The 24842-nt window shown below is 38.2% G+C and carries 22 protein-coding genes; 10 read left to right on the forward strand and 12 right to left on the reverse strand.

The genetic code is table 11. From position 1 onward, the window contains the following. Positions 1-88 precede the first annotated feature (88 nt). The gene (locus LQ227_RS04260) at positions 89-2128 is read left to right on the forward strand and encodes a beta-N-acetylhexosaminidase (protein ID WP_230148343.1); all 2040 of its coding nucleotides are present in this window, start codon (positions 89-91) and stop codon (positions 2126-2128) included. Between the two features lie 116 nt (positions 2129-2244). On the opposite strand, the gene LQ227_RS04265 is transcribed toward LQ227_RS04260, so the two are convergent. Then, positions 2245-3042, reverse strand: coding sequence for a hypothetical protein (locus tag LQ227_RS04265; RefSeq protein WP_230148345.1), 798 nt, complete (start codon positions 3040-3042; stop codon positions 2245-2247). Positions 3043-3130: 88 nt separating this feature from the next. On the opposite strand from LQ227_RS04265, the gene LQ227_RS04270 reads away from it, so the two are divergent. Continuing rightward, positions 3131-4702: a PepSY domain-containing protein gene (locus LQ227_RS04270; RefSeq protein ID WP_230148347.1), complete on the forward strand. Its 1572-nt coding sequence runs from the start codon at positions 3131-3133 to the stop codon at positions 4700-4702. A 234-nt stretch (positions 4703-4936) separates the two neighbouring features. Here LQ227_RS04270 and LQ227_RS04275 read toward each other — a convergent pair whose 3' ends face one another. From LQ227_RS04275 to LQ227_RS04325, 11 genes are all read right to left on the reverse strand, one after another. After that, positions 4937-5911 carry a DUF1080 domain-containing protein gene (locus LQ227_RS04275; protein ID WP_230148349.1) on the reverse strand — a complete coding sequence of 325 codons (975 nt, stop codon included), beginning with the start codon at positions 5909-5911 and terminating at the stop codon, positions 4937-4939. 286 nt (positions 5912-6197) lie between these two features. Further along, positions 6198-7391: a phosphoglycerate kinase gene (gene pgk / locus LQ227_RS04280; RefSeq protein WP_029279640.1), complete on the reverse strand. Its 1194-nt coding sequence runs from the start codon at positions 7389-7391 to the stop codon at positions 6198-6200. Positions 7392-7397: 6 nt separating this feature from the next. Further along, a complete protein-coding gene (locus tag LQ227_RS04285; protein ID WP_230148351.1) occupies positions 7398-7835 on the reverse strand; it encodes a GNAT family N-acetyltransferase in 438 nt (145 codons plus the stop codon). Positions 7836-8359: 524 nt separating this feature from the next. Beyond that, positions 8360-9355: a type I glyceraldehyde-3-phosphate dehydrogenase gene (gene gap, locus LQ227_RS04290; RefSeq protein ID WP_230145505.1), complete on the reverse strand. Its 996-nt coding sequence runs from the start codon at positions 9353-9355 to the stop codon at positions 8360-8362. Between the two features lie 828 nt (positions 9356-10183). Beyond that, positions 10184-11263, reverse strand: a complete 1080-nt coding sequence (locus tag LQ227_RS04295) for an MraY family glycosyltransferase (protein ID WP_230148353.1) — start codon at positions 11261-11263, stop codon at positions 10184-10186. Positions 11264-11441: 178 nt separating this feature from the next. Continuing rightward, entirely contained in the window at positions 11442-12182 is a 741-nt protein-coding gene (locus LQ227_RS04300; RefSeq protein ID WP_230148355.1) for a glycosyltransferase family 2 protein, read from the reverse strand. Between the two features lie 122 nt (positions 12183-12304). Then, entirely contained in the window at positions 12305-12679 is a 375-nt protein-coding gene (locus LQ227_RS04305; protein ID WP_230148358.1) for a hypothetical protein, read from the reverse strand. 148 nt (positions 12680-12827) lie between these two features. Then, the gene (locus LQ227_RS04310; protein ID WP_230148359.1) at positions 12828-13250 is read right to left on the reverse strand and encodes a hypothetical protein; all 423 of its coding nucleotides are present in this window, start codon (positions 13248-13250) and stop codon (positions 12828-12830) included. A gap of 67 nt (positions 13251-13317) precedes the next feature. After that, a complete protein-coding gene (locus LQ227_RS04315; protein ID WP_230148360.1) occupies positions 13318-13773 on the reverse strand; it encodes a hypothetical protein in 456 nt (151 codons plus the stop codon). 435 nt (positions 13774-14208) lie between these two features. Then, positions 14209-14601 (reverse strand): hypothetical protein, encoded by a 393-nt coding sequence (locus tag LQ227_RS04320; protein ID WP_230148361.1) that lies wholly within the window; start codon positions 14599-14601, stop codon positions 14209-14211. Between the two features lie 169 nt (positions 14602-14770). Further along, the gene (locus LQ227_RS04325) at positions 14771-15148 is read right to left on the reverse strand and encodes a hypothetical protein (protein WP_230148362.1); all 378 of its coding nucleotides are present in this window, start codon (positions 15146-15148) and stop codon (positions 14771-14773) included. 369 nt (positions 15149-15517) lie between these two features. Between LQ227_RS04325 and LQ227_RS04330 the strand changes: the two genes are divergently transcribed. The 8 genes from LQ227_RS04330 to LQ227_RS04360 all read left to right on the forward strand — a co-directional run bounded on the left by LQ227_RS04330 (position 15518) and on the right by LQ227_RS04360 (position 24839). Beyond that, complete coding sequence (locus LQ227_RS04330; protein WP_230148363.1) at positions 15518-16333, forward strand: polysaccharide biosynthesis/export family protein; 816 nt, start codon at positions 15518-15520, stop codon at positions 16331-16333. Next, a complete protein-coding gene (locus tag LQ227_RS04335; RefSeq protein WP_230148364.1) occupies positions 16333-18738 on the forward strand; it encodes a tyrosine-protein kinase family protein in 2406 nt (801 codons plus the stop codon). Before LQ227_RS04330 ends, LQ227_RS04335 begins: the two co-directional genes overlap by 1 nt. 120 nt (positions 18739-18858) lie before the next feature. Beyond that, entirely contained in the window at positions 18859-19362 is a 504-nt protein-coding gene (locus LQ227_RS04340; protein ID WP_230148365.1) for a UpxY family transcription antiterminator, read from the forward strand. Positions 19363-19524: 162 nt separating this feature from the next. Then, on the forward strand, positions 19525-21312 hold the full coding sequence (gene asnB / locus LQ227_RS04345; RefSeq protein ID WP_230148367.1) for an asparagine synthase (glutamine-hydrolyzing): 1788 nt from the start codon (positions 19525-19527) through the stop codon (positions 21310-21312). Beyond that, positions 21302-22447, forward strand: a complete 1146-nt coding sequence (locus LQ227_RS04350; protein ID WP_230148369.1) for a glycosyltransferase family 4 protein — start codon at positions 21302-21304, stop codon at positions 22445-22447. Before asnB ends, LQ227_RS04350 begins: the two co-directional genes overlap by 11 nt. Before the next feature lie 23 nt (positions 22448-22470). Further along, entirely contained in the window at positions 22471-23325 is an 855-nt protein-coding gene (locus tag LQ227_RS04355; protein ID WP_230148371.1) for an ABC transporter permease, read from the forward strand. Between the two features lie 11 nt (positions 23326-23336). Next, positions 23337-23555, forward strand: a complete 219-nt coding sequence (locus LQ227_RS25615) for a four helix bundle protein (protein ID WP_371824737.1) — start codon at positions 23337-23339, stop codon at positions 23553-23555. 39 nt (positions 23556-23594) lie between these two features. Next, a complete protein-coding gene (locus LQ227_RS04360) occupies positions 23595-24839 on the forward strand; it encodes an ABC transporter ATP-binding protein (RefSeq protein ID WP_230148373.1) in 1245 nt (414 codons plus the stop codon). The last annotated feature ends 3 nt before the right edge of the window (positions 24840-24842 follow it).

Genomic DNA, 24842 nt, shown 5'->3' on the forward strand with positions numbered 1-24842 from the left:
ATTACGCAAACGTTTGAGCGCTATTTAAATTTTCTTTATCGGTTGTTTATCTCTAATTTGGAAATGCAACCAACACATAAACTTATAAATGATAACCAGATCCTCAAAAATTTCTTTGGTATTAGCCATCGTCAGTTCAACCTGCACTGCAGAGGTAGTATTTAAAAGCAACCTTGCGCTTAACAATATTATCCCTAAACCATTGTCAATAAGCAGGGCCGATGGCAAATTTGAATTAAAATCAAACACTACATTTTATTACAGCAAAGATGCACTGGCACCGATAGGCATGTTTACTGAATTATTAAAAAACAGCACAGGTATAAAATTTAAAACGGTTCCTTTAAAACAAGAAAAGCAGGGAATCCTTTTTATTTTATCAGACACACTCAACAGTCTTGGCGATGAGGGTTACAAAATAAAGATCAGCCCACAATCGATCAGTGTTTATGCAAAAACAGGAGCAGGTATTTTTAATGCCACACAAACTTTAAGGCAGCTGTTACCTGCAGATATTGAAAGTAAAACACGCAACAACAAAATAAACTGGAGCATTCCCTGTGGTGAAATTACCGACAAACCACGCTACAGCTGGCGTGGGTACATGCAGGATGTTAGCCGCACTTTTTACGACGTAGATGTAATGAAGAAATATATGGATGTGATGGCACTCTATAAGTTAAATGTGCTACACCTTCATTTAACAGATGATCAGGGTTGGAGGATCGAAATCAAGAAATATCCCAAACTTACTTCTACAAAAACAACGGTTTTTGATCCAAGCACAAAACAACCTGCTGAAAGAAGTGGTTTTTACACCCAGGATCAGATCCGTGAACTGGTTAAATATGCCACAGCGCGCAATATCACCGTTATTCCCGAAATTGATGTTCCCGGACATTCATGGCCAACAATACTTGCCTACCCTGAACTTGGCGTAAACCAAAACCGTAAACCCGATTATATATTTCCATTTTTAGATTCCTGGTCACATTGGGGCAACCAATTTACCCCAAACACTTTAGATCCCACCAATGAAAAGGTCTACGAATTTTTGGATGGTGTATTTACCGAGCTGGCGCAGATATTCCCTGCAACATACATCCACTTTGGCGGTGATGAAGTGCGCCATGTTTTATGGGAGAAAGAACCGCATGTACAACAGTTTATGAAAGAAAAATCGCTGAAGAACACCAACGAACTACAGAGTTATTTTGTAGGCAGAATATCTGCTATTATCAAAGAAAAGGGGAAAAAACCGATCGGGTGGAACGATATTTTGAGCGATGCAAAAAACCTGACCAAAGAAACCGCGATTATGTCGTGGTTGGGTGATGAGGCCATTGCCGATGCTGCAAAAAATGGCTTTTACGTAGTGGCTACTCCTACTGACCCGTTTTATTTCGACATTACCCAAGCCGACAGGAATGATGGCACGATGAGCGACCTGGCTTATGGCAACATCAATTCGCTGGAAAAAATATACAATTATGAACCGGAAACCGGACTAAGTGCTGAAGAAGGAAAGTTTATATTAGGTATACAGGCCAATCAGTGGACGGCCATTACTCAAGAACTAAAAGACATGAACGTCCAGAATTTCCCGAGGCTTTTGGCACTTGCAGAGACGGGTTGGATCCCGAAGGGAGAACGTAATCTGAACAATTTCAAAGATCGCCTTGTCATTAACAGGAATCGCCTTAATGCGTTAAAAATTGACTATTATAAACCGGGGGGATACATTACAGGCAAATGGGAACCTGTACAATTAAGCAATGATTACCAGAACATTGAATGGGATGTAAGCAAAAAAACCTATGCCAATGGACGGATCATTGCGGGCTTTTACTATACAAGCGGGGCCAATTTTATGCAGATTAAAAAAGTAGAGCTGTTAGAGAACGGAAAAATCGTGGCTCTGGATGAGCATATCGGAACAGCCGATAAATTTAGGGGAACGCATAAAACGAAAAGTTTTTTGTACCATTTACAATTGAACAACTATAATCCGAAAGCAAAATACATACTAAGGGCAAGTGTAAAAGGAATTAACGGGATCGACAGCAAAGGAAACTTCACTTATAACTTAAACCCTTTTGATCGGTTGAATGTAGTTGAACCAAAATAATATTTGAGGTTAGAAGCACTTTTCGTTCAATTGACCGAAAAGTGCTTTCAATTATTTGGCTGAGTTAGTTTTTATATTACTCAGTCTTTTCAAGATCAAAATCAGAAACATTTAATTTAATATCCCCCTGCAATATCTCTGTTTAAGCTGATAGCCGTTTTTCGTTCTCCGCTGACAATTGGATATAGTTTCCATTTATTATTATCAACCTGTTCCAGTTGCCAGCTATTTGCAGGATCTGCCAGCTGCATTTTTACACTTCGGGGAAAGGCATTGGCAGCTCTTGCATTTTCCCAGGTTCTTATTACTTTGAAAATGGGATTTTTCTGCGGACAGCTTTCAACATCTTTTTGGCTTACTTTCAAACTATATGTTGTACCAACACCTACAGAAATCGCCTGTATATGTTCATATTCTTCAACCTTTGATTTGGCATTTATGGGGAAGTTCACGCCCATACCCACCGGAAAATAATTGGCGTAACATACGTCGCGAAGGTCTTTTCCCTGACTGGTCGTGCTGCCCCATTCGCGGATTTCGGCATCATACAGATTTTTTCCACCACCAACATTCCAAATGCTTTGATAGTGCCATGAACCTTCGGATAAGGTAGCACCCGTGAAACGGATATAAGGAACACCCAACTGCGCTGCTTTTTCGAACATTTTACCAAAAAAACGTTTAGCCGAATAATAACCGTGGCCATTATTGAACAAAAACTCCTGTCCATCAAAGTCATAATAAGCAAGGCCGTTAATTTTACAGATTTCAGCAAAGTGTTCGGCTATTTTGTCCTGAAGTTGCATATTGGGAATAAGCCCGTCATAACCATAATTAACCGTTACCTGAAGTTTGTAAATAGCATCTCCGTCCGATGGAGATAAAATTTTATTTAAATCATTATTTAGACTCATTAAAAATAATTTGGATAAAAGCAATTAAAACGATTTCTTTGTAGGCATAAACCAATCAATACTGCATGAGGGAATGCAACGCTCAAAAATGAAATCAGAACAGAATCCTAAAAATCTAAACTGGGCAAAACACCAGAAACGGTGGTTTGGCAAATGGCATCTTTATGTTGGTATTATTGCAGGAGCAATTGTAGCTTTTGTAGGTGTTACCGGTAGTATTTTGGTTTTTCAAGATGAGATTGACCGTGCGCTGAACCCTAACCTGTTCGATGTAATTGCAAAGAAACAAAAAATGCCCATTGAGGATATTGTGCCCTTGATCAGAAAAAACTATCCGGATCTAAAAATAGATTACCTGATGCTCGACAACTTCAAAAACCCCAATGAAGCTTACAGCGTTCTGAATTTAAAAAGTGGCGGAGAAACTTTTATTAATCCATATACTGGAAAAACAACGGGTAAAAGAATACACACCAGTTCTTTTATCCATGTAGTTACCGAACTTCACCGAACATTACTGATTCCAGTTGCCGGGCGTTATATCTGCGGACTGGCTTCCCTCTGCCTTTTGATTTTAACCATTTCTGGCCTGCGTTTATGGATCCCTAAGAAATGGAAACAGCTAAAATCAGCGCTTACTGTAAGATTTAGCGGCTCGTTTAAGCGGCAAAATTACGATTGGCACAATTCACTCGGCTTTTACTCCTCTCCCATCGTGGCCATACTCAGCCTTACCGGTTTTTCGATTACTTTTTCTACGCTTGTTATTCCACTGTTATTTGTGCTTAGCGGGAAATCTCCTCAGGGGGTAGCTGCGTTATTGGGTGCAAAATCTGCATGGCATGCACAAGCTGTACCTCTTCCCCTTAAACAGATTGTTGCCGCAGCTAAAGAAAAAATGCCTAATGGTTATATTGGTGGGATTGCTTTTCCGGCTGACAAAACGGGAACTTATCGTTTGGATGTAGTGAGCGGAAACCTACCTAGCGTTGGAAAAAGAGAAATGCTTATTGTTGATCAATATACGGGAAAAGTGCTATTGAACAGCCGGAAGGATTTCCCTAATGTTGGCAATGCTTATCTTAGCTGGTTAACACCAATCCACTATGGAAGCTTTGGCGGCAGGCCAACACAGATTATCGCCATCATTGCCGGATTAATGCCACTTGCCTTATTTATTACTGGTTTTATTATCTGGTGGCCACGTTATAAGAAACAAAAGAAAGGCAAAAAACGGAAAACAAATGAAGCAGCTTTACATGAGGCATTGGAAAACCCTACTGTTGAAAAAGAATTAAAACCAGCGAAAACAACAACACCGCTTCCGAAACTGGGCAAGTACTTTCTCTTACAGTTTAAATCGGGATTAAAATATGCTTCGATTATTCTTCCGATCAGTTTTATGATGGGTGCACTCTATGGCCTTCCTTCAGGAATTGTTATCCAGCCAGCCATTTTTGTAGTGGCTTTTAGCTGCGTAATGGTTTGTTTAAATTTTATATGCGCATTGTTGTCAGAAATATTCAATATTCTTTTTCTACTTCCCTTCCGGAAAGGCAGTCATAAGGTAACCCGCTATTTTGCCTTATCGACAGCATTTTTGGTGTGTTATCTGACAGTTTATATTGTTCTGCTCAATACTGGTCTGGAAGTCTTCTAAGTTACTGGCACCCTGCCTAAGGTTTGATGTTACCATCCGATTGATAACTCAAAATTTGTTAATTCTTATCGTGTCAGATGGTAACATCTGACACCACTGATAAAATAAAAAGGGCCTGCACCATAGATTAAAATCACCATGATACAGACCCGGATATTACTGTTATTTCTTTTTCAATACGAAGCATAATCACTGCAAACAACACCTCGGTACAGCCTCTCCTATAAAAGATAATTATTTCGCCGGTGTAATAACGATTTTCCGGTATTCGATCGGTTCATGATCTCCCTGAAGATAAATAGGCCCGGGTTCTCCCTCATTGCTATCCAACGCACCTCCGGTAATACCCGGAATTTCCTGGTTACTGATGATGGTTTTGCCATTGGCTACCACTGTTACCAAACGGCCAACAAGGGTAATATCGTAGCTCTGCCATTCACCGGCCCCGAGTGTAACCATTTCATTGGCTGTTAAAAATCCATAAACACCACCGAATAGCACACTGTTAGGATGTGCATCCTTTTTGCTGTCCTCAATCTGCACCTCGTAACGGCCCCTTAAGTATACCCCACTGTTTCCGCCTTTGGCGTATTTGAATTCTACATGAAGTTTAAAATCATTATACTTCTGTTCAGAGATCAGATTTGAACCCGCTTTCGGACTGGTTAAAATACCGTTTTTAACTATCCATTGGTTAGGTCCATTGGTTTTCCAGCCAGACAGATCCTTGCCATTGAACAAATTGATGGGTTTGCCCCAAGCTGGTGCTGCCGTTCTTTTAAGATAAGGTGCCTTAACACCTTTCCAGTTATATTGTTTACCATCGCAATTGGTCATTGTTCCCTGAATCCCTGCGTCGCCCACGGTGCCGTCGATAACTAAATTCGAAGAACCGCTTTCCCATTGTGGCGGGATTTCGAACCTGAATTTTCCATTATCAAACTTCACTTCCGATACCGGACGCGCACTACCTGCAGTAGATACAAAATAACCAACCAATGTTTTCACGCCAGATAGTTTTACTTCCAGCCAGGCAGGTGCTGGTTTTCCGTTTACATCAACGGTAATGTCCCATCGACCAATCAATGCTGCAGGCTCAACAGCAAGTTTAATATTACTAGGTATAGTTACTGACGAAGCAAATGTTTTTTGAGACAGGCCTGCGAGGAGCAGACAGCTTATACTAAACAAAAAGATTTTTTTTCTCATAGATGTAATTTGATTTATTATGTACCTGATGTTTTCTAACCCAGGGCCACCACTAAGTTATAGGCCAAGGTAAATTGCCAGTAAGGTATGATTTATTTGTTTTAAGCGCAAGTAGCACCTGTCTCCTGCACAGTATCGTTACAAGATATTGCTGTATCATTATAACCATAAATCTTTAAAAAACAAGCGTGCTAGGCAAACATATAGCTGTGGGTTGAAATCATCTAAAACAAAGGCCCTTGCAAATTTGATCTGCAAGGGCCCCGTTTATATATAAGATTGATATTTATCCATTAATGGCTTTAACCCCTGGCAATTCTTTGCCTTCCATATATTCAAGTAAGGCACCACCACCGGTAGAAACATAACTTACTTCATCTTCCATGCCGAATTTTGCAATCGCTGCAGCTGAATCGCCACCACCGATCAATGAAAATGCACCGTTATCTTTAGTAGCCGCCACAACTGCTTCTGCAACAGCTTTAGTTCCTACCTGGAAACTTTCCATTTCGAAAACGCCCATCGGTCCGTTCCACAACAAGGTTTTAGAATTTTTAATCACATCCTGGAACAAGGCTACTGATTTCGGGCCGATATCCAGTCCCATCCAATCTGCAGGAATCTGACCAGAATCTACATCTTTTTTATCGGCATCATTTGCAAATTTATCAGCAATTACCGTATCTACAGGTAAAATCAGGTTTACGCCTTTAGCTTTTGCTTTTTCGATCAACTCTAAAGAAAGTGCTTGTTTATCAGCTTCTAATAATGAGGTGCCAATTTCTCCGCCCTGTGCTTTAGCAAAAGTGTAAGCCATACCACCGCCAATAATCAGGTTATCTACCTTATCCAGCAATTTCTCAATCAAAAGAATTTTATCAGACACTTTAGCACCACCCATAATTGCAGTAAATGGCCTTTCTGCGTGGTTCAATATTTTCTCTGCATTTTCTACTTCTGAGGCCATTAAATAACCAAAGTATTTTGCATCTGGGAAAAACTGGGCAATAATTGAAGTTGAAGCATGTGCACGGTGAGCAGTACCAAAGGCATCGTTTACATAAACATCGCCTAATTTTGATAATTTTTCTGCAAAGGCAACATCACCTTTTTCTTCTTCTTTATAAAAACGAAGATTTTCTAACAATAAAACTTCACCTGGTTTTAAATCAGCTGCCTGTTTTACTGCGCTTTCGCCAATACAATCATCAGCAAACTTAACTTCAACACCAACAAGAGCAGATAGATCAGATAAGATGTGTTTTAAAGAATATTTATCGGTAGGGCCATCTTTCGGGCGGCCTAAGTGAGACATTAAAATAACCGCACCACCATCTTTTAAGATTTTAGAAATGGTTGGCAAAGCCGCCCTGATTCTTTTATCGTCTGTAATTTTAAATTCATCATCTAAAGGCACATTAAAATCTACCCTGATTAATGCTTTTTTATCTTTAAAGTCAAACTGGTCAATTGTATTCATGTTTAATTATTTTTGATTTAAGTTTAATTTCATTTCGTAATGGAAACCGATGCCAGGGATATCGAACTCCGGCGATTCGGTAGTGAAGCCGATTTTCTTGTAAAAAGCTGCTGCCGTTGAACGGGCATTACACCATAAGTAATCGGTTTTATATTCTTTCAGGTATTCAATGGCAAAAGTAACCAGTGCAGCAGCATAACCATTTCCAACTGCATCAGGATGAGTGGCCATGCCCCTAAGCTGATAGCCCTCTCCTTCTTCCAGAAAAAAATCGTTCCGCATAAAGGTGGCAATTGATTTTATTTCTCCATCTTTTAAAAAACCAAGATGAAAGGTATCGTAGGCAAGATCGCCTTCAAAAACGCATGCTTCGAATGGTTTGCCATTGCGCAAAACCAGGCTTCTTAAAGGCAGTACTTCTTCTGGAAGAATAAATTTGACCATATTTTTAATATCAGCTAGCTTACATCAAGTGTGAAGATATTGCTATTGGATGCACTGCAAACGTTTGCAAAGTTAATAAAGCAATTGAAACCCGATAATAATATCGGCTAGAATTTTTAACATTGTAGATACTTCCCTAGTAGTATTTAAAATAAGTTGAAAATAATGGCTGCTGTATCTTACACTTGAAACAAAGAAATTATTTAGGCGTTTTGTGTTTTCTTGCAGCTCCAAGGTGTTTAGCCGCAGGCCTAGCGGCATCCTCAATGTCGTTAAGTAGCCATTCGGCACGAGCAAAAATAATTTAACCACAGATAGAAAGGATGCACACAGATATAAAAATCCGTGTTTATCTGAGTACATCTGTGGTTAAAAACGCTTAACTTAATGACATTGAGATAGGAGTCGATTAACCGATTAATAATTCTGTGTTTTGAACTGTTTTTTGGGAATGAATTAACCTATTACACCTGGCAATTAACTATGAGCTATTGATTAATAAAGCAATAAACCACCCCCAGGTTTTAGCCTTTACCAAGCTGATCAATTTTTTTCACCACATCGATCAAACGGCTGCTGTAACCAAATTCGTTATCATACCAGCCCACCACTTTAACCAGATCGCCAACGATAGAGGTTAATAGCGAATCGAAAATACAGGAATGTGGATTGTCGATAATATCGACTGATACAATTGGATCTTCAGTATACTCAATAAGACCTTTCAGTTCATTTTGTGCAGCGTGCTTAAAAGCTGCATTAATTTCTTCTATGCTTGTCTTCTTCTTTAGCAGGCAGGTAAAATCGGTTAACGATCCGTTTAAAACAGGAACCCTGATTCCTGCCCCACCTAAACGGCCATCCAGTTCCGGAAAAATATGGGTAATGGCCTTTGCTGCCCCTGTTGTGGTTGGAATAATGGAAGATGAAGCGGCCCTTGCCCTGCGAAGATCTTTATGGTTCGCATCATGCAGATTCTGATCACCTGTCATCGAGTGGATGGTCGTAATATACCCCTCTTCAACACCCCAGTTATCGTTCAAAATCTTAATCATCGGGGCAATATTATTCGTTGTACAACTGGCATTTGATAATACAGGACTACTTAAATCAATCTGATAGTCGTTTACACCTAATACGACCATCGGAATATCATCAGCGGCTGGGGCTGAGATCAGCACCTGTTTTGCGCCTGATGTAATGTGTTTTTCTGCCAATGATTTGGTTAGATTTTTACCAGTACAATCGATAACCAGATCTACCCTAAGTGCCGACCAAGGCAATTCATCGGCATCCTTGATAGCGAAAACCGGAATAGAAAGCTGATTGATTACCAGTGCATCAGGTTTTGCAGAAACACGCCCAGCGAAAACACCGTGAACAGTATCGTACTTAAATAGGTGAGCCATCGTTTTGGCATCTGCCAGGTCGTTAATCGCCACTACTTCAAATCCCTCAGCCAATGCTAAGCGTAAAAATGTTCTTCCTATTCTACCAAAACCATTTATTGCCAGCCTCATTATTATAAAAATTAGAGCGCAAAATTAGTATTTATTTATCAAAGCAAAGACCTGAATATACAAGATGGAAAAGGGATGATGAAACCTTGTTGCAGCGGCTATTTTTCTCATCTGCTTTAAAAAAAATGAAGTTCTTTTTTAGGAGCGCAAAGCCTGTACAGCTATTAAGGCTTGTTCCCGTTCTTCGCTATATCCCTGCGCTACGCTCCGGGGATGCCGCTGCGACCGGGGCTAGGTACTTCTAATCTGCAGGGAAACCGATACAAAGCTGCCCCTGGTTTTGTGCTACAGGCTCTGGTTAAATAAACCTTATTGTAGCGGCTATCCTTTTTGTAGCAGCAACCAACAACATTCTGCTAACTTTCACAAAAAGATAGGAGCGGAAAGAAGGACTGCCCAAACCGATAGGCACTACACCTGCTTTACTAAAAATTAAAATTTATTTCAAGAGTGCAAAGTCAGCTGCTTTTTTAAAATGATAAGGTTCTTTTTTAGGAGCGCAAAGCCTGTACAGCTATTAATGTTTGTTTCCGTTGTTCGCTATATCCCTGTGCTGCGCTCTGGAGATGCCGCTGCGACCGGGGCTGGGTACTCCTGATCTGCAGGAAACCGATACAAAGCTGCCCCTGGTTTTGTGCTACAGGCCTTGGTTAAATAAACCTTATTGTAGCGGCTATCCTTTTTGTTTCAACAACCTACAACATTCAGCTAACTTTCACAAAAAGATAGGAGCGGAAAGAAGGACTGCCCTAACCGATAGACACTACATTAGCTTTACGAAAAATGGGTTTAATTTTCTGAATTGCATGAAAATATGCTAAATTAATTTTACCTGCCTTTCTTTTTAAGCAGGCCTAAGGTAAGCAAGGTATTAAACGCAATGCAGAGACCAATAATGAGGAAAATCAATACAAAATTTCCAAGTTGCTGAAGGAAAATGGTGGCCGCTATTGTAGCCAGATTAAACCCAGCAGTAGAAATTACGATCCAGCTGGGCTTAAACCCTAACTGCTCTAAACGGTGGTGGATGTGGTTACGATCTCCCTTAAACGGAGAACCTCCCTTTAAAATACGGATGGTAAAAACCCTTAATGAATCGAAAATGGGTACGATCAGTATGGCTACTGCTATTGCTGGCGCAGAATAAAAAGCAGGTTTATTTTCACCTGTAAACTTATTGAGCTCTATAAACTTAATGGCCAGGGCAGCAGAAATAAGCCCGATGATCAGTGCGCCTGTATCGCCCATAAATATTTTAGCAGGAAACCAATTGTATTTTAAAAAGCCTGCAATGGCACCCGCAAGGGCAAAGGCTATAAATGCATAGGGCACTTGTCCCATCAAGGAAAACAAAATACCGAAAGCCATGCTCGTTAAAATGCCGATTCCACCTGCCAGTCCGTCAATGCCATCTATTAAATTGAATGCATTATTCAGGAAAATAATTAATGCAATCGAAAAAAGGCTTCCCCACAAAGGCAGCATATCTCCTATACCCAACACACCGTACAAACTTGTTAAACGAAAAGCACCGAAAAAAACCAGGATAAAAGCGACTACGATCTGCAAAATAAATTTTGTACTGGTATTGGTGCCATAAACATCATCTTTTAAGCCAAGAGCCGCAAGGATAATGCACGATGCGATTAAAAAATTAGCCTCTTTAAAATTTATAATGGCCGAAAAAAGCAAAATACATACGGTAAAACTACCTATAATGGCCAAGCCACCTAAACGTGAAATGTTGCGTTTATGATTTTTACGGTACAGGTCGTTCTTATCAAAAAGGCCATATTTTAACGAAGTATAGATTATACTTGGAATACTAATAATTACGATTGAAAAAGCCAAAATAAATATGGCTATACAGAAATAGTCAGGGCTGGTATTCAGAATATCTTTTAGCAAAACTTATAGGGACTTGCGAGCAAATATAACTATACTAAGGTAAACAAAATTGTGATGTAAAATGTTTAACATGACATATATCAAAATAATCGATTTACGTCATACTAAACAGACAACAAAAAATTCCAAACCTTAAACCTCCAAGTTACAAATAGTGCTAAAGTGCTGTTTATTAACACTAAAATTGACTGAGTTTGCTTACCTTTTTCTGCAACAATACCCAAAAAGGCAAGGGCATCTTATTCCTCTTTAAGGCTTTATAATCATTAACAAAGGCAGAGACCCTGCTCATCACAGATTGGTTACTTACCCCTCCCATACGCATATTCACCATTAACACAGGCAGGTAAACCGCTTCTATTTTATGGGTATAAAAGTAACGTAGTATTAATTCGTAATCGGCAGCGGTACCCAGATCTAAGGCATAATCGCCGTTTTTCTCAAACAAAGATCTTTTCAAATACAGTGTAGGGTGCGCAGGCATCCAGCCTTTTTTAAGATCCTGAAAGGTATTTTGCCCTGATTTCCACGTCCTGATAATTTTATGTGTTTTTGGATGGATATAATTGAGGTCGCCATAAAGTCCATCTATTTTTGGCTGATCGATAAAGGTTCTAGCTACTGATGCCAATACATCAGGGTGTACAAATAAATCATCGGCATTTAAGATTCCGATCACCTCTCCTGTTGCCCTCTGGATCCCTTTATTAATGGCATCGTATAAACCTTTATCTTTTTCTGAAACAAAATAATCAATATGAGATTGGTTCTCCTGAATAATATTTAACGTTCTGTCTGTCGATCCCCCATCAATCACCAGGTACTCTACATCTGGATAAGTTTGCGCCATTACAGAATTAAAACACTCTTGCAAGAATGTTTCTCCATTGTAAACGACGGTGATAAGGGATATCTTCATTAATCTACGGCGGTCATCTCATTTTAACGAATGAAAGAAACCTGCGGTAAATATAATCAATCACCATTCAATCCTGGTAGATACATCCAAACGACAATATTAAATTTGATGGAAACCGATTATTATTGTTTATTTCTTCTTCTGATGACGAATACGCCAAAGATGCCTGCGGCGGCGCCAAGGGTCCAAGAGTAGTCGTCGAGATTGCATAGTACCATTTGAAAATTATTACTATATATACCATTGGTATAAGTTCCTATTAAGCAGGTACCTAAAAAATCAAGAGGTCCATTGCAAACACTACAGCTAGGGCCGGTCGTCGGTGTCCAGCTGCAAAAATCGCTTGCTAAAGGAGTTGATGTTGCAGAACTGTAAAAACCTAAAAGTCCCTGAAAGGTATAAACTCTATTGTTAGGTAAAAGACATCCATCAACAGCATTAGCTTTTATGCTATAAAACATTAAAAAAAGTGAAAAAGCAACAATATAGTACTTCATTTCATGCCGATACTGATCCGACATAAAATTAGCCACCTTACATTATGAATTCGTTGTTCCTTTTGTTCAATACTGTATGTCGCCAACGACAAAAAACAATATTGTTGTCTTTATGATTTTCTTTTCTAAGTGAATTGATTGGTATGCCTTAAGCCATTCTTCTTTTACGCAGGAAGTTGATCCCAATAAAGCTAGCTGAACCAACTAAAAAAATCACATTGCCGTCGATAGAACAGTTTATTTTGTCAGCATTATTGTAAATAACCAATTTGCCCTCATCATTCAGATTGATGTCGGAAACGCATTTAGAGTCTGGATTCAGCGGTGTTCCAGGAATTACCGGATAAGAATCTGCTGTATTTCGATTTATTCCGCAATTTGGATCTGCTGCAAAATTTCTTTTAATAATTCTATCTGTTGCATTAAATTTAATAACCGCTGATCCACCATCGAAATAAGTACCATTTGCAGTTATATATATATAATCGCCAGTACGGCAACCAACTTGGGCACGGGCAGAATGTAGTATACCTAATATAGCAACTAAGGTAATCGCGAATATCTTCATCACAAAATGTTTGGTTTGATGGAGACAGATACGATTATTAGACCAGCTTGGTTTTGAATACTTAAATTAATTATTTATCCATAGTTTTTTGATACCCTAATGATTTTGAGCGGATAAAACATACGGCTAGTGAAGCCCCAAATAATAGATAAATAGAGTTGTCAAGAGGTACATTACAGCTGGTTAAATCGTGAATTTCTCCAAAAAGACCCTGAACATATAATCCGGCACCTTTCTGTACAAAACATGTACCGTTTTGCGAAAATTGAGTATTAGGATTTATATATCCACATGGGGGATTGGCGCCTTGATTATAATCAACAGTATAATTCATACCCGTCGTATCATAATATTCCCAGGGCCCCCAAGAAGGGTTTCCTGGCGCATAATCTGTTTTTAACCATTTAGTATATACAGCTTCATTCGGCACCAAGCAGCCGTATGAAGAGCCAGGATCGGAAGCGGAGCTTTTTATTGATATGAGGGATAGCGTAAAAAGCTGGGCAAAAAAAATAATTTTATTCAATTGGATGCGGCTTAAAAAATTATTTTGCTACCAGATGAACGCCTTAAAATCAAACAAAAAGCAACAAAATTCGTATAATTACAACTACAAAAATACCATTAGCTGCAACTCGAACAAAATGAATAAGATGTAAAATCAGATTGCTATGACAAAGGGTGCCTGTAGAAATTTAGTTTAAAAACAGAAAAATGGGCTCTATTAGGCTAAACACCTATAAATATGCTTTTTAAACCAGAAAAAAGTATTGATTTTTATCAATAATAAAATAAATAGAGAAGCAAGCTTATACTCACAAAATCTATCGTTTAGACGAGAATTCATAAGAATCCAGCTTCAATCAGAATGATGCTGACCATAGGAAATAAATAGGGATGCAGTTTACTTTGAGAAATGAGTAGCTGCTTTACTTAAAATGGAATTTAAAACAGCGCGCTATCAAATATTTGTGAATGAAAATTTATTTCTTAGTACCAAAGCCCCTAAAACTCCTGAAGAAAGTAGCAAGAAAATAATGTAGTCGTCAAGTGGTACACCGCAGGGAGCTGTAAAAGTACTAGAAATGGCATAAATCTGTCCAGTTTTTGTCGAACCAACTAATGTACAAGTACCTAATGAAGGACCAGATGTGGCTAAGTAGGTATGAGGACCACATACGCCTTCCCACCAAACAAAATTATTTCCATCGCCTGTATAAAACTGCGTGGCAGTTTGATGATTATTGAAAACCTTATTGTAAGCGTCGAAATTTAATACGAGGCAACCTGTTTGAGCAGAAGCACAAATAGAAATCGAGAGCGCAATAAAAATTGAAAACAAAATCCTAACCATCCTTACCAATTTGCGCAAAGATCGGAAAAAGCACTAAAAAAATACTTGATTGTATGTAAAATGATACAAAAAATATTTTTTAAATACTAAATATGAGTATATGATGTGCATTTTGCATCCGTTAGATTATTTAAATTTAACGGCAAACAAGTATGGAAAGGATATAATGCTAGTGAAGGAAACCAACAACCATTCTGTTTCTTACCAAACCTGCTCCTAAACAGCTTGCGAGTAAAACAAAAAACGGCAAATAGGTATCAATAGGACATTGAATGTGGTTCTGTATTAATAAACCTCCATAAACAGTGCCTATAGTACATTCTCTTGTTAAAGTACTTGATGGCTCGGTGGGCCAGCACCCAAAAGGTAAGCTCACTGGGGTTCCACCATAATTAGGGCCAAAAACACCTGTAGTGCCTAAATTGGTAGGGTAATAAACTGCATCAAAACCTGGCCCATAATATTTTATGCAACCAGTTTGAGCGCTTGCTTTTATGGAAAAAACAAGGCATAAAATAGATGCAAAAAGCACCAGTATTTTTTTCATAACTAAGGATAGAGACAGACTTTTAAAACCATCACAAACCTAGTTAAAATCGTAGTAGTAAAACTACAATTACAAATAATCTTGTTGATATTTATCAATACAGAAATAATGCCTAAAAACTAACTCCCTTTTTTATCGTTGGCTGATTTTAAACAAATGGCGTTAAAAACCGTTGTTAATGAGGTATTAACTCATAATATTAAAAATATAACAAACATGAAATTATGCACTATTCATCACCTCCTTAAGAGACAATAAGTAAATCTTACTTTTCAGTTTATTTTTTTTTAGCATCTTTAACCATATTTTAAGCATCTTTAACCATATATTGCGTGCAAGCCATTGCACAAATCTATTTCCCATCCAATTATGATCCCAACAAAAGCAATATTAAAATCTGTCTGTATTTTATTCATTTGCTCAATTTTTATAGGCTGTGCTGCCAGAAAAGAGCATAGTCTGTTTAACGCCCCGAGTGATGTGGTTACCGATACCATTAAACAGGTATATGTAGTAAACGATCAGGGTATTAGTGATGCTTACTACAAAATAAGGGTTAATGATCAATTGGCCATTCGAAATGTACAAAACAAAGAGTTTGGTGCTTCAACTTCTTCAGGCAATCCAAGCGGTAACCAGAATGTGGTAGCTGGCAGTATTAATGGTACCTTGTCTTATCTGGTAGACCTGGATGGTAAAGTAAATTTACCGGCCATCGGAAAAGTTGAGGTAGTGGGACTGAGCAGAAGGGATGCTGCCATTAAAATACAAGATTTATATGCAAAGCAATTGTTGCGCGATCCAATTATTGAGTTGAGTGTAGTAAATTTAAAAGTTACTTTACTCGGCGAATTTAGTAGGCAGGGCAATTTTTTGCTTGAGCGGGAAAATACCACACTGATTGACATTATTGGCGAGGCAGGCGGCATTAATAAAACTGCAGATCCTAAAACCCTTAAAATTATCCGTGGCGACCGGAGCCATCCAGAAATTATCTATGTTAACTTAAACGATATTAACAGCTTGGCCAGTAAAAAGCTGATTCTTCAGAATAATGACATTATTGTACTGCAGCAAACCAAGAGCTCGGCACTGACCGAAAAACTAACAAGCGTAAACAACATCGTTCAGCCATTGCTTGTTGTCGTTAATTTAGCTGTATTAATCTTTACCCTTACCCGTTAATGGACAATACAACATCAACCGAAAGCAGAAAATTAGCCAGCCAAACCATTAACTACTGGAAAATAGCCTTAATTTTTTTAAGCAGGTGGTATTGGGTTGCAGGAACTGTATTGATCAGTTTCGTTATGGCCTGGCTCTATGTTAGAAGTATTACGCCTATTTATATTACTTCAGCATCATTAAAACTAGATAGCGACCAGCAACAGCAAATGTCGGCTTTGCCAACTTCGCCTGTAAACTACCGTCCTTTTAACCAAAACCAGATTCAAACCGAAGGCATTATCATGCGTTCGGAAGATGTAATTTTAAATGCAATAAAAAATCTTGATTATAAAATCAGTTACTATCTAGAGGGAAGGGTAAGAGTGACAGAACTTTATCCGAAAAAACCTTTTTTAATTGATATTTTAACGCAGGATTCTGTTAATTTCAGTAGGGCAACCTACTCAGTTAAGCCTGTTGATAACCGCACATTCGAACTATCAAGTAGCGACGACAATAACAAAACCGTAAAAAAATATAGCTATGGCCAGGCCATAAATTTAGGAAATATGGTTTTTACAATTAAAACTGAGATTCCGCAGGCAGGTAACTATAGTTTTAAATTTAATGGCGCCAGAGATTTATATGGCCGCGCTGTTGGTGGACTGAATGTATTTGAACAGGAAAAAAACACCAATATTATGGGTGTAACCCATACGGATAGCAACCCTGTTTTTTCGGCTGATATACTTAATGAAATCATTAAACAATATGTAAAAAATGATGCTCAGCTAAAGAAAAGATCCGCCAAACAAACCATCGATTATCTGGATAGCCAAATTGCATTTTTAGATGCACAGGTAAGTAAATCGGGCAACAAGCTTTCGAGTTTTCAAAGCGATAATAAATTAATCGATCCGACCAGCGACCGTCAGCTTGGAAATTCGAAGCTTATTAATTTACAAAATCAGATTGCAGAATTGCAACTACAGGAACTCGGCATTCAACAGTTAGAAACACAGGTAAAAAACAATAAAGAGCGGATTCAGCTTAATCTAAATCTCGAAGGAACGAATAGCACATTATTAACTGGTTTAATTACCCAGCTTAACGGCCTGATCATAAACAGGGAGAACAAGTTACAGAATTTCAACGCTGATGCCCAACCTATAAAGGATATTAACCGGCAGATTAACGAGGTAAAACAAGCCATTGTAACCAATATCCGCTTATTGCATGAGCGAAATCAAAAAACCATCAGTTATATTAACGGGCAAATTAGCCAGGCTAACCAGGCACTCGGCACCATCCCGGCCAAACAAAATGATTTTGCCAAACTGCAAAGTAACTTCGATATTAATCAACGCATGTTTTCAATGCTGTTTGAACGGAAATTGTCGGCACAGATCAGCTCGGCAGCAGTAATTTCAGGCGCTACAATTATTAGTGAAGCGCAGCCTTCATTTTATCCAATCTCCCCCATTCCAAAAAAGATATACTCTTCGTATTTATTTATCGGCTTGTTTTCGGGCCTTGGATTAATTTTACTTGTAAGGATATTAAACCCTTACCTTTACGACATTGAAACCATCGAAGGATTAACCACAACCCCTATAATTGGTGTAATTCTAAAATATCCTAAAAAAGTTGAGCTTGGCGAAAGTGTTTTATCAATAGAAAAGCCAAAATCCATATTTGCAGAATCGGTTAGATCTGTTCGTACCAACCTGAGCTTTATGGCCAGTGACCAGCCGAACAAAGTAATCTGTGTTACTTCTGAAGTTTCTGGCGAAGGCAAATCATTTGTAAGCTTAAATCTGGCCGGAACATTATCAATTATTGATAAAAAAGTAATTCTTATTGCGGCAGATTTACGAAAATCCAAATTGCATTATGCCTTTGGTTCTGATAACCGCCTTGGTTTGAGTAATTATTTATCAAAACAGGCTGGTTTAACCGATATTATCTTTTCAGATGAGAAACACGGAATTGATTATATCACTTCGGGTCCGGTTCCGCCAAACCCTTCAGAGCTTCTACACAATAAAGCAATGGAAACGCTCATCGAAAAACTTAGGGAAAAATATGAATATATCATCGTTGATACTGCGCCAGTAGGGTTGGTATCGGATTCGATACCACTCATCAGAAAGGCCGATATCAATCTTTTTATTATTCGCTCGGGCGTTTCTAAGTTCAGGGCAGCAACCATTCCTGATCGTTTATCAAAAGAATACGGCCTTAACAATATTGCCATCATATTAAACTCTTTTGGGGATGAGAAACTGCATGCAAATATTTACACCACCAATTATGCCCATGGTAATACCGGAACTTATTACTACTCTAACTATACCGGTTATGGAAAAAGCGGTTATTATGATAATGAAAGGAGTTGGTGGGAATTTTGGAAGAAAAAATAGATGGGAAACTGCAATGAATAGAGCAGAAATAAACAGGTGTTAATTGATTAATTATTGAAAGCAGCTAGTTGTTATAATTATTGAATGGAAAGCAGTTGCCCAGCTTATACTATTAACTAAATGATAGATCAAAATTACAGGTGGTATCCGGTTTATACACGTTCGAGAGCAGAAAAAAAGGCGAATGAAGAATTGAACAGGAAAGGAATCCAAACTTATTTACCTCTTAAAAAGGCAGTTAAGCATTGGAGCGACCGTAAAAAAATCGTCGAAGAGCCCTTGATTAAATCTTATCTATTTGTGTATATTTCGGCGAGAGAATATGCAGAAGTTTTGATGACCAATGGGGTTGCCAGATTTATTTATTTCTCCAGCCAAGTCGCTTCTATTCCTGATCAACAAATCCATGACCTTAAGCTCTTGCTCGCTACAGACGCCGATCTGGAGCTCATTGATTATGACATTAAACCAGGTGAAAGCGTATTGATTAAAGCCGGACCTTTTAAAGGCATAATTGCCGAATTGGTATCGTTACAGAACAAACAGCGTATTATTTTACGTTTACAAAACATGGGCTATTCGATTAATATTAATACATCGATAGCATTTGTAGAGCCACTCTAGGGTGACTTGAGGTATGAGATTTGAGAAGTGAGATCTGAGATAGGACTCAGCAAGATATATAAAAAATAATCAGTTCATTTTGAAAATAAAATGTGACTGAGGGGGCGAAGCTGTATCCAATACGCATTAAAATAGCTTCTAATTGGTTGATAAAACAAGATTATGTGTCGCATAGCGGGCATTATAAATAGTAGAAATTCATTCGAAAAAGTTACTCAACAGGTAAAAGCCATGTGCGATAGTATGCAACACGGTGGGCCTGATGATCATGGTATTTATGCTGATAAAAAATCATCCGTATGCCTGGGTAACCGTAGGTTAGCTATCCTGGATCTCAGTTCTAGTGGTCACCAGCCAATGTTAAGCCACAAAGAAGATATCGTTATCACATACAATGGCGAGATTTATAACTACCTGCAAATTAGAACCGAGTTAATTAATTTAGGCTACATTTTTAAAACACAAACCGATACGGAGGTAATACTCTATGCCTACCAGCATTGGGGAGAAAAAGCTTTCGAAAAACTGGACGGAATTTTTGCCTTTTGTATTTTCGATAAGCGGCATCAGTGTATATATTTGGTAAGGGATCAAAACGGGATCAAACCCTTGTATTACCACCTTGCCAATGGAGCCTTAATTTTTTCATCAGAAGTAAAGGCTTTTAAACACGCCGATATTTATCAGGAAAATGAAAATTGGCGGATTTACTATCTTGCATTCGGCCATATTCCCGAGCCTTACACCACATTAAAAGATGTTTGTAGCTTAGGTAAAGGCTGTTTTCTCAAATATAACATCAGAAACGCTGAGTATTCTACCCAATCATACCATGAGTTTGACAGCTTTCCTTATATCACTAACGAGAATTATGCCATAGAACTGATCCGCGAACAGCTGGCCAATTCTATTAAACAGCAAATGATTTCTGATGTTGAGATTGGCGTACTTTTTAGTGGCGGCTTAGATTCGAGTATTATCACCATTTTGGCCAATCAACACAATGGTAAAAAGTTATCCTGCATTTCTGCCAATTTTAATGAAATAGATTTTTCTGAAAAAAAGCAGCGGAACAGTCTGCTTCAAAAAATAGATGTAAAAAAAATTGAACGCCTTATTACCTACCGGGATTTTGTGCAGAATTTTGATACAGTTTTAGCCAACATGGATCAACCTACAAATGATGGGATTAACACCTGGTTTGTATGTAAAACAGCAAAAGAACATGGAATAAAGGCTGTTCTGTCGGGCTTAGGCGCCGATGAACTTTTTGGCGGGTACCCATCTTTTGATCGCATCCATAAAATACAGAACTTAAATTGGCTGAGTAAAAGTGTTTTACGTAGTATGCGCTTTTCTAATAACACTAAGTTTAAACGATTATATTACCTCAGTTTAAATTCTCCCATTGGCGAATATCTTTGTTTAAGGGGCGTTTATTCTCCTGATGTAATTGCCAATTTATTGGATATCGATATGAAAACCGTTCTCAATTGCCTGGAAGATATCCCCCTTCATCCGGGAATTAAAAAGACCAGCAACGAAACGCGGGCTAGCTGGTTCGAATTTAACATGTATATGCAAAACCAATTGCTAAAAGATACTGATTTTATGAGCATGAGCCATGGTGTTGAGGTAAGGGTGCCGTTTCTAGACCGCAATTTTGTAAATCTGGTACTTTCCATTTCCACCGAAATCAAATTCAGCTATGAACAGAAAAAGAAACTCCTGGTTGAAGCATATAAAGAAGATTTACCGGTAGAAACATGGAAGCGTTCAAAAATGGGTTTTACCTTTCCATTTCAAGAATGGATGAGGCACAACCCTACCATTGCAGATCCTAAGCGCTACAGCAATAAACGGGCAAAATCCCTTATTCAGGATTTTGGAGAAAATAGGTTACACTGGAGTTCGGCATTGGCGCTATACAGAATTTATCATGCCAGTTAAAGTATTATTTTTAACCCTGAAAACCTTTAGTTTAACCGGCGGGATCGAAAAGGTTTGCCGTACTTTATGCAGGGTGCTTTACGATTTAAGTGAAGATGAACTGGTTCAATCAACGGTTTACTCCATGTATGATAAAAATACCGATCGCGATTCCAGATACCTAAGTAAGTCTCAATTTAGAGGCTTTGCCGGAAGAAAGGAACATTTTGTTGTGCAATCTTTTTTATGTGGCTTAAAAGCAGATGTAATTTTATTAAGCCATATTCATCTAATCAACATCGTATTCTTCATTAAGAGAATACATCCCAATAAAAAAATCTATTTATTGGCCCACGGCATTGAAGTTTGGAAAAAACTATCAGATTCCAAGCTCAAAATGTTAAATCAATTGGATAAGATTATTTGTGTAAGCAAATTTACTGCAGATAAAATTATGGAGATGCATCAAATCCCTGCAGATAGGATTGAAGTATTAAACAATTGCCTTGATCCTTTTTACCATCTTTCTACCCAATTTGAAAAACCACAGGTTTTGTTAAATAGGTACAACTTAAATAGCGAAAATCTGGTTTTATTCTCGCTGTCGAGATTATCTTCTTCTGAGAAATATAAAGGATATGACCACACTATTGAGCTATTGCCGAAATTATTAGAAACTTATCCAAATCTGATTTACCTGCTAGGTGGCAAGTGGGATACAGTAGAAAAAAGAAGACTTGATGAATTAATCGCTAAAAACAAACTGCAAAATCACATTAAAATGGTAGGTTTTATTGATGAAGCCGAACTCACCGAGCACTTCCTGCTATCTGATATTTTTATATTACCAAGCAAAAAAGAAGGATTTGGAATTGTATTTATCGAAGCGCTTGCCAGTGGTTTGAGGGTAATTGCCGGAAATAAAGATGGCAGTGTAGATGCCCTGCGGGGTGGCGCACTAGGCGTATTGGTTGATCCTGATGATCAACAAGAAATGCTAAGCAGTATCTGCCATTTATTAAGGCATACCCAAACTGATGAAGAGAAAAAAAACCTTCAAGAAAAATGTATGCAAGCATTTAGTTATAACAAATACCTACAATCGATAAAACATTTACTTTTAGCTGAACAGCAAAAAAAACATACAAGTGAATAACCTGGCCAAAAGACCCAATATTTATGATTAAAGAAGAACAACAGTGGACGATAGAGGCAAAAGCATCGCTGTTTGATTTAAAGTTGCACGAGGTTTGGGCATACAGAGATTTGTTGGTTTTACTGGTAAGACGAGATTTTGTTTCATTCTACAAGCAAACTATTTTAGGCCCGCTTTGGTTCTTTATCCAACCCCTATTTACAACCATCATCTTTACCTTTATTTTCGGAAACCTGGCAGGCATATCAACTGACGGTTTGCCGAAACCCCTATTTTACATGGCTGGCATCACAGCATGGAATTATTTTGCAGATTGTTTAACCAAAACATCCTCTGTTTTTAGAGATAATGCAGGCATTTTTGGCAAAGTGTATTTTCCACGGTTAATTATGCCATTAAGTATAGTGGTGAGCAATCTGGTTCGTTTTGGCGTGCAAATGCTCTTATTTCTAATTTTAATGGCCTATTATTATTTTTCGGGTGCTAATTTTAGTATCAGTTGGGCAATTGGCTTATTCCCCGTTATTGTACTGTTAATGGCTTTATTGGGCTTGGGTACGGGAATGATTATCTCTGCCATGACTACCAAATACAGAGATTTGGCTTTCCTGATCAGCTTTGGTGTACAGTTGCTGATGTATGCCACCACGGTAATTTATCCCTTATCCGAAGCGATTAAAAAATATCCCGAATATGCTTGGATTATTAAATACAACCCAATGACCCCAATTATCGAAACCTTCAGGTATGGCTTTTTAGGAGAGGGAAGTTTTAGTTGGTTTAGTTTAGGTTATGCTGCCGTAGTTACCGCAATGCTATTGCTGATAGGCACATTTATTTTTAATAAGGTAGAACGGAATTTTGTTGATACAGTATAACTGTTAGTAGTATTGGGGAATGCCTAGCCGAAGGATCTGGAAAAATTACTTCAAAAGATAAAGCACATTATACCAACATGGCACTGGAAACACTAAATCACATAATCGCCGCAGTGGACCTTGATTATATAACCGACGAAGAATATTTAACTTACCGATCGAAAATTGAAAACATAACGATTAAGTTGACTGGGCTCAGAAATTCACAGATTAATAACACTAACTCCTAAGCCCTAACCTTTTTCCTATAACCCCTAACCACTAAACAATTGTCAAAAAATATTGCTATAAAAGTAGAAAATCTAAGCAAAGCCTATCAATTGGGTCAGATTGGCACCGGTACAATCAGCCGTGATCTGGAGCGCTGGTATGCGCGCATCCGAGGTAAAGAAGATCCTTTTTTGCGGATCGGGGAAAGTAATGACCAAAATACCAAAAGTGAAAGCGATGTAGTATGGAGCTTAAAAGATATTAATTTCGAAATTGAGCAAGGAGATGCTGTAGGCATTATTGGTAGAAATGGTGCTGGAAAAAGCACGTTGCTCAAAATATTGAGTAAAGTAACCGCTCCTACTACCGGTAAAATATCAGGCAAAGGAAGAATAGCAAGTTTGCTTGAAGTTGGAACAGGTTTCCATCCAGAACTTAGTGGCCGTGAAAATATTTTTCTAAATGGTGCTATTTTAGGCATGCGTAAAAAAGAAATTCAACGTAAGCTGGAAGAGATTGTAGATTTTGCAGGTATAGAACGTTATTTAGATACACCAGTAAAAAGATACAGCTCTGGCATGTACGTTCGCTTAGCCTTTGCCGTTGCCGCACATTTAGAAAGTGAAATACTAATCGTAGATGAAGTACTTGCTGTTGGTGATGCAGAATTTCAAAAGAAATGTTTAGGCAAAATGGGAGAAGTGAGCAAGGGAGAAGGAAGAACGGTATTGTTTGTAAGCCATAATATGCATGCTATCCTTGAATTATGTACTAAAGGAATTGTACTCGAAAAAGGGATAATGGCCAATGTTTCTGTTATAAATAAAGCTGTAGAATATTATCAGAAAAATCAGGTCCAATATTTAAGCAGTTTATGGGTTAGGAAGGAAAAACCTTATAATCCTTCTTTTTCAAGAATAGAAATTGAACTGGAAGGCGAACAACCAAACCTAACCTTACACATTAAATTTACCATTGATAGCCAAATAGATTTTCCACCAGCGTTCGTAAACTTCAGCATTAAAAATAGTCTTGGAGCCATCATTTTACATGCATACCCCTCTTTAGAGCAATTTATTTTTTATGGCGATCAACCCAAAACATACCAATGCCAGATGCAACTAAGCAACTTAATTCCCGATCAGTATGGCCTGGAGGCTTGGCTAGGCGCTGGTGAACACGAGGTATTTGATTGGGTATCTAACGAATTGGGATTTGAAATATTTGAGGCGCCAATGATCAATAGAACAATTCCGTTCTATCCCCAGCATGGATCTATTGTTGCACCATCGTTTTTAAAATAATTA

It is taken from the genome of Pedobacter sp. Bi27, assembly GCF_918698255.1.
Lineage (GTDB): Bacteria > Bacteroidota > Bacteroidia > Sphingobacteriales > Sphingobacteriaceae > Pedobacter.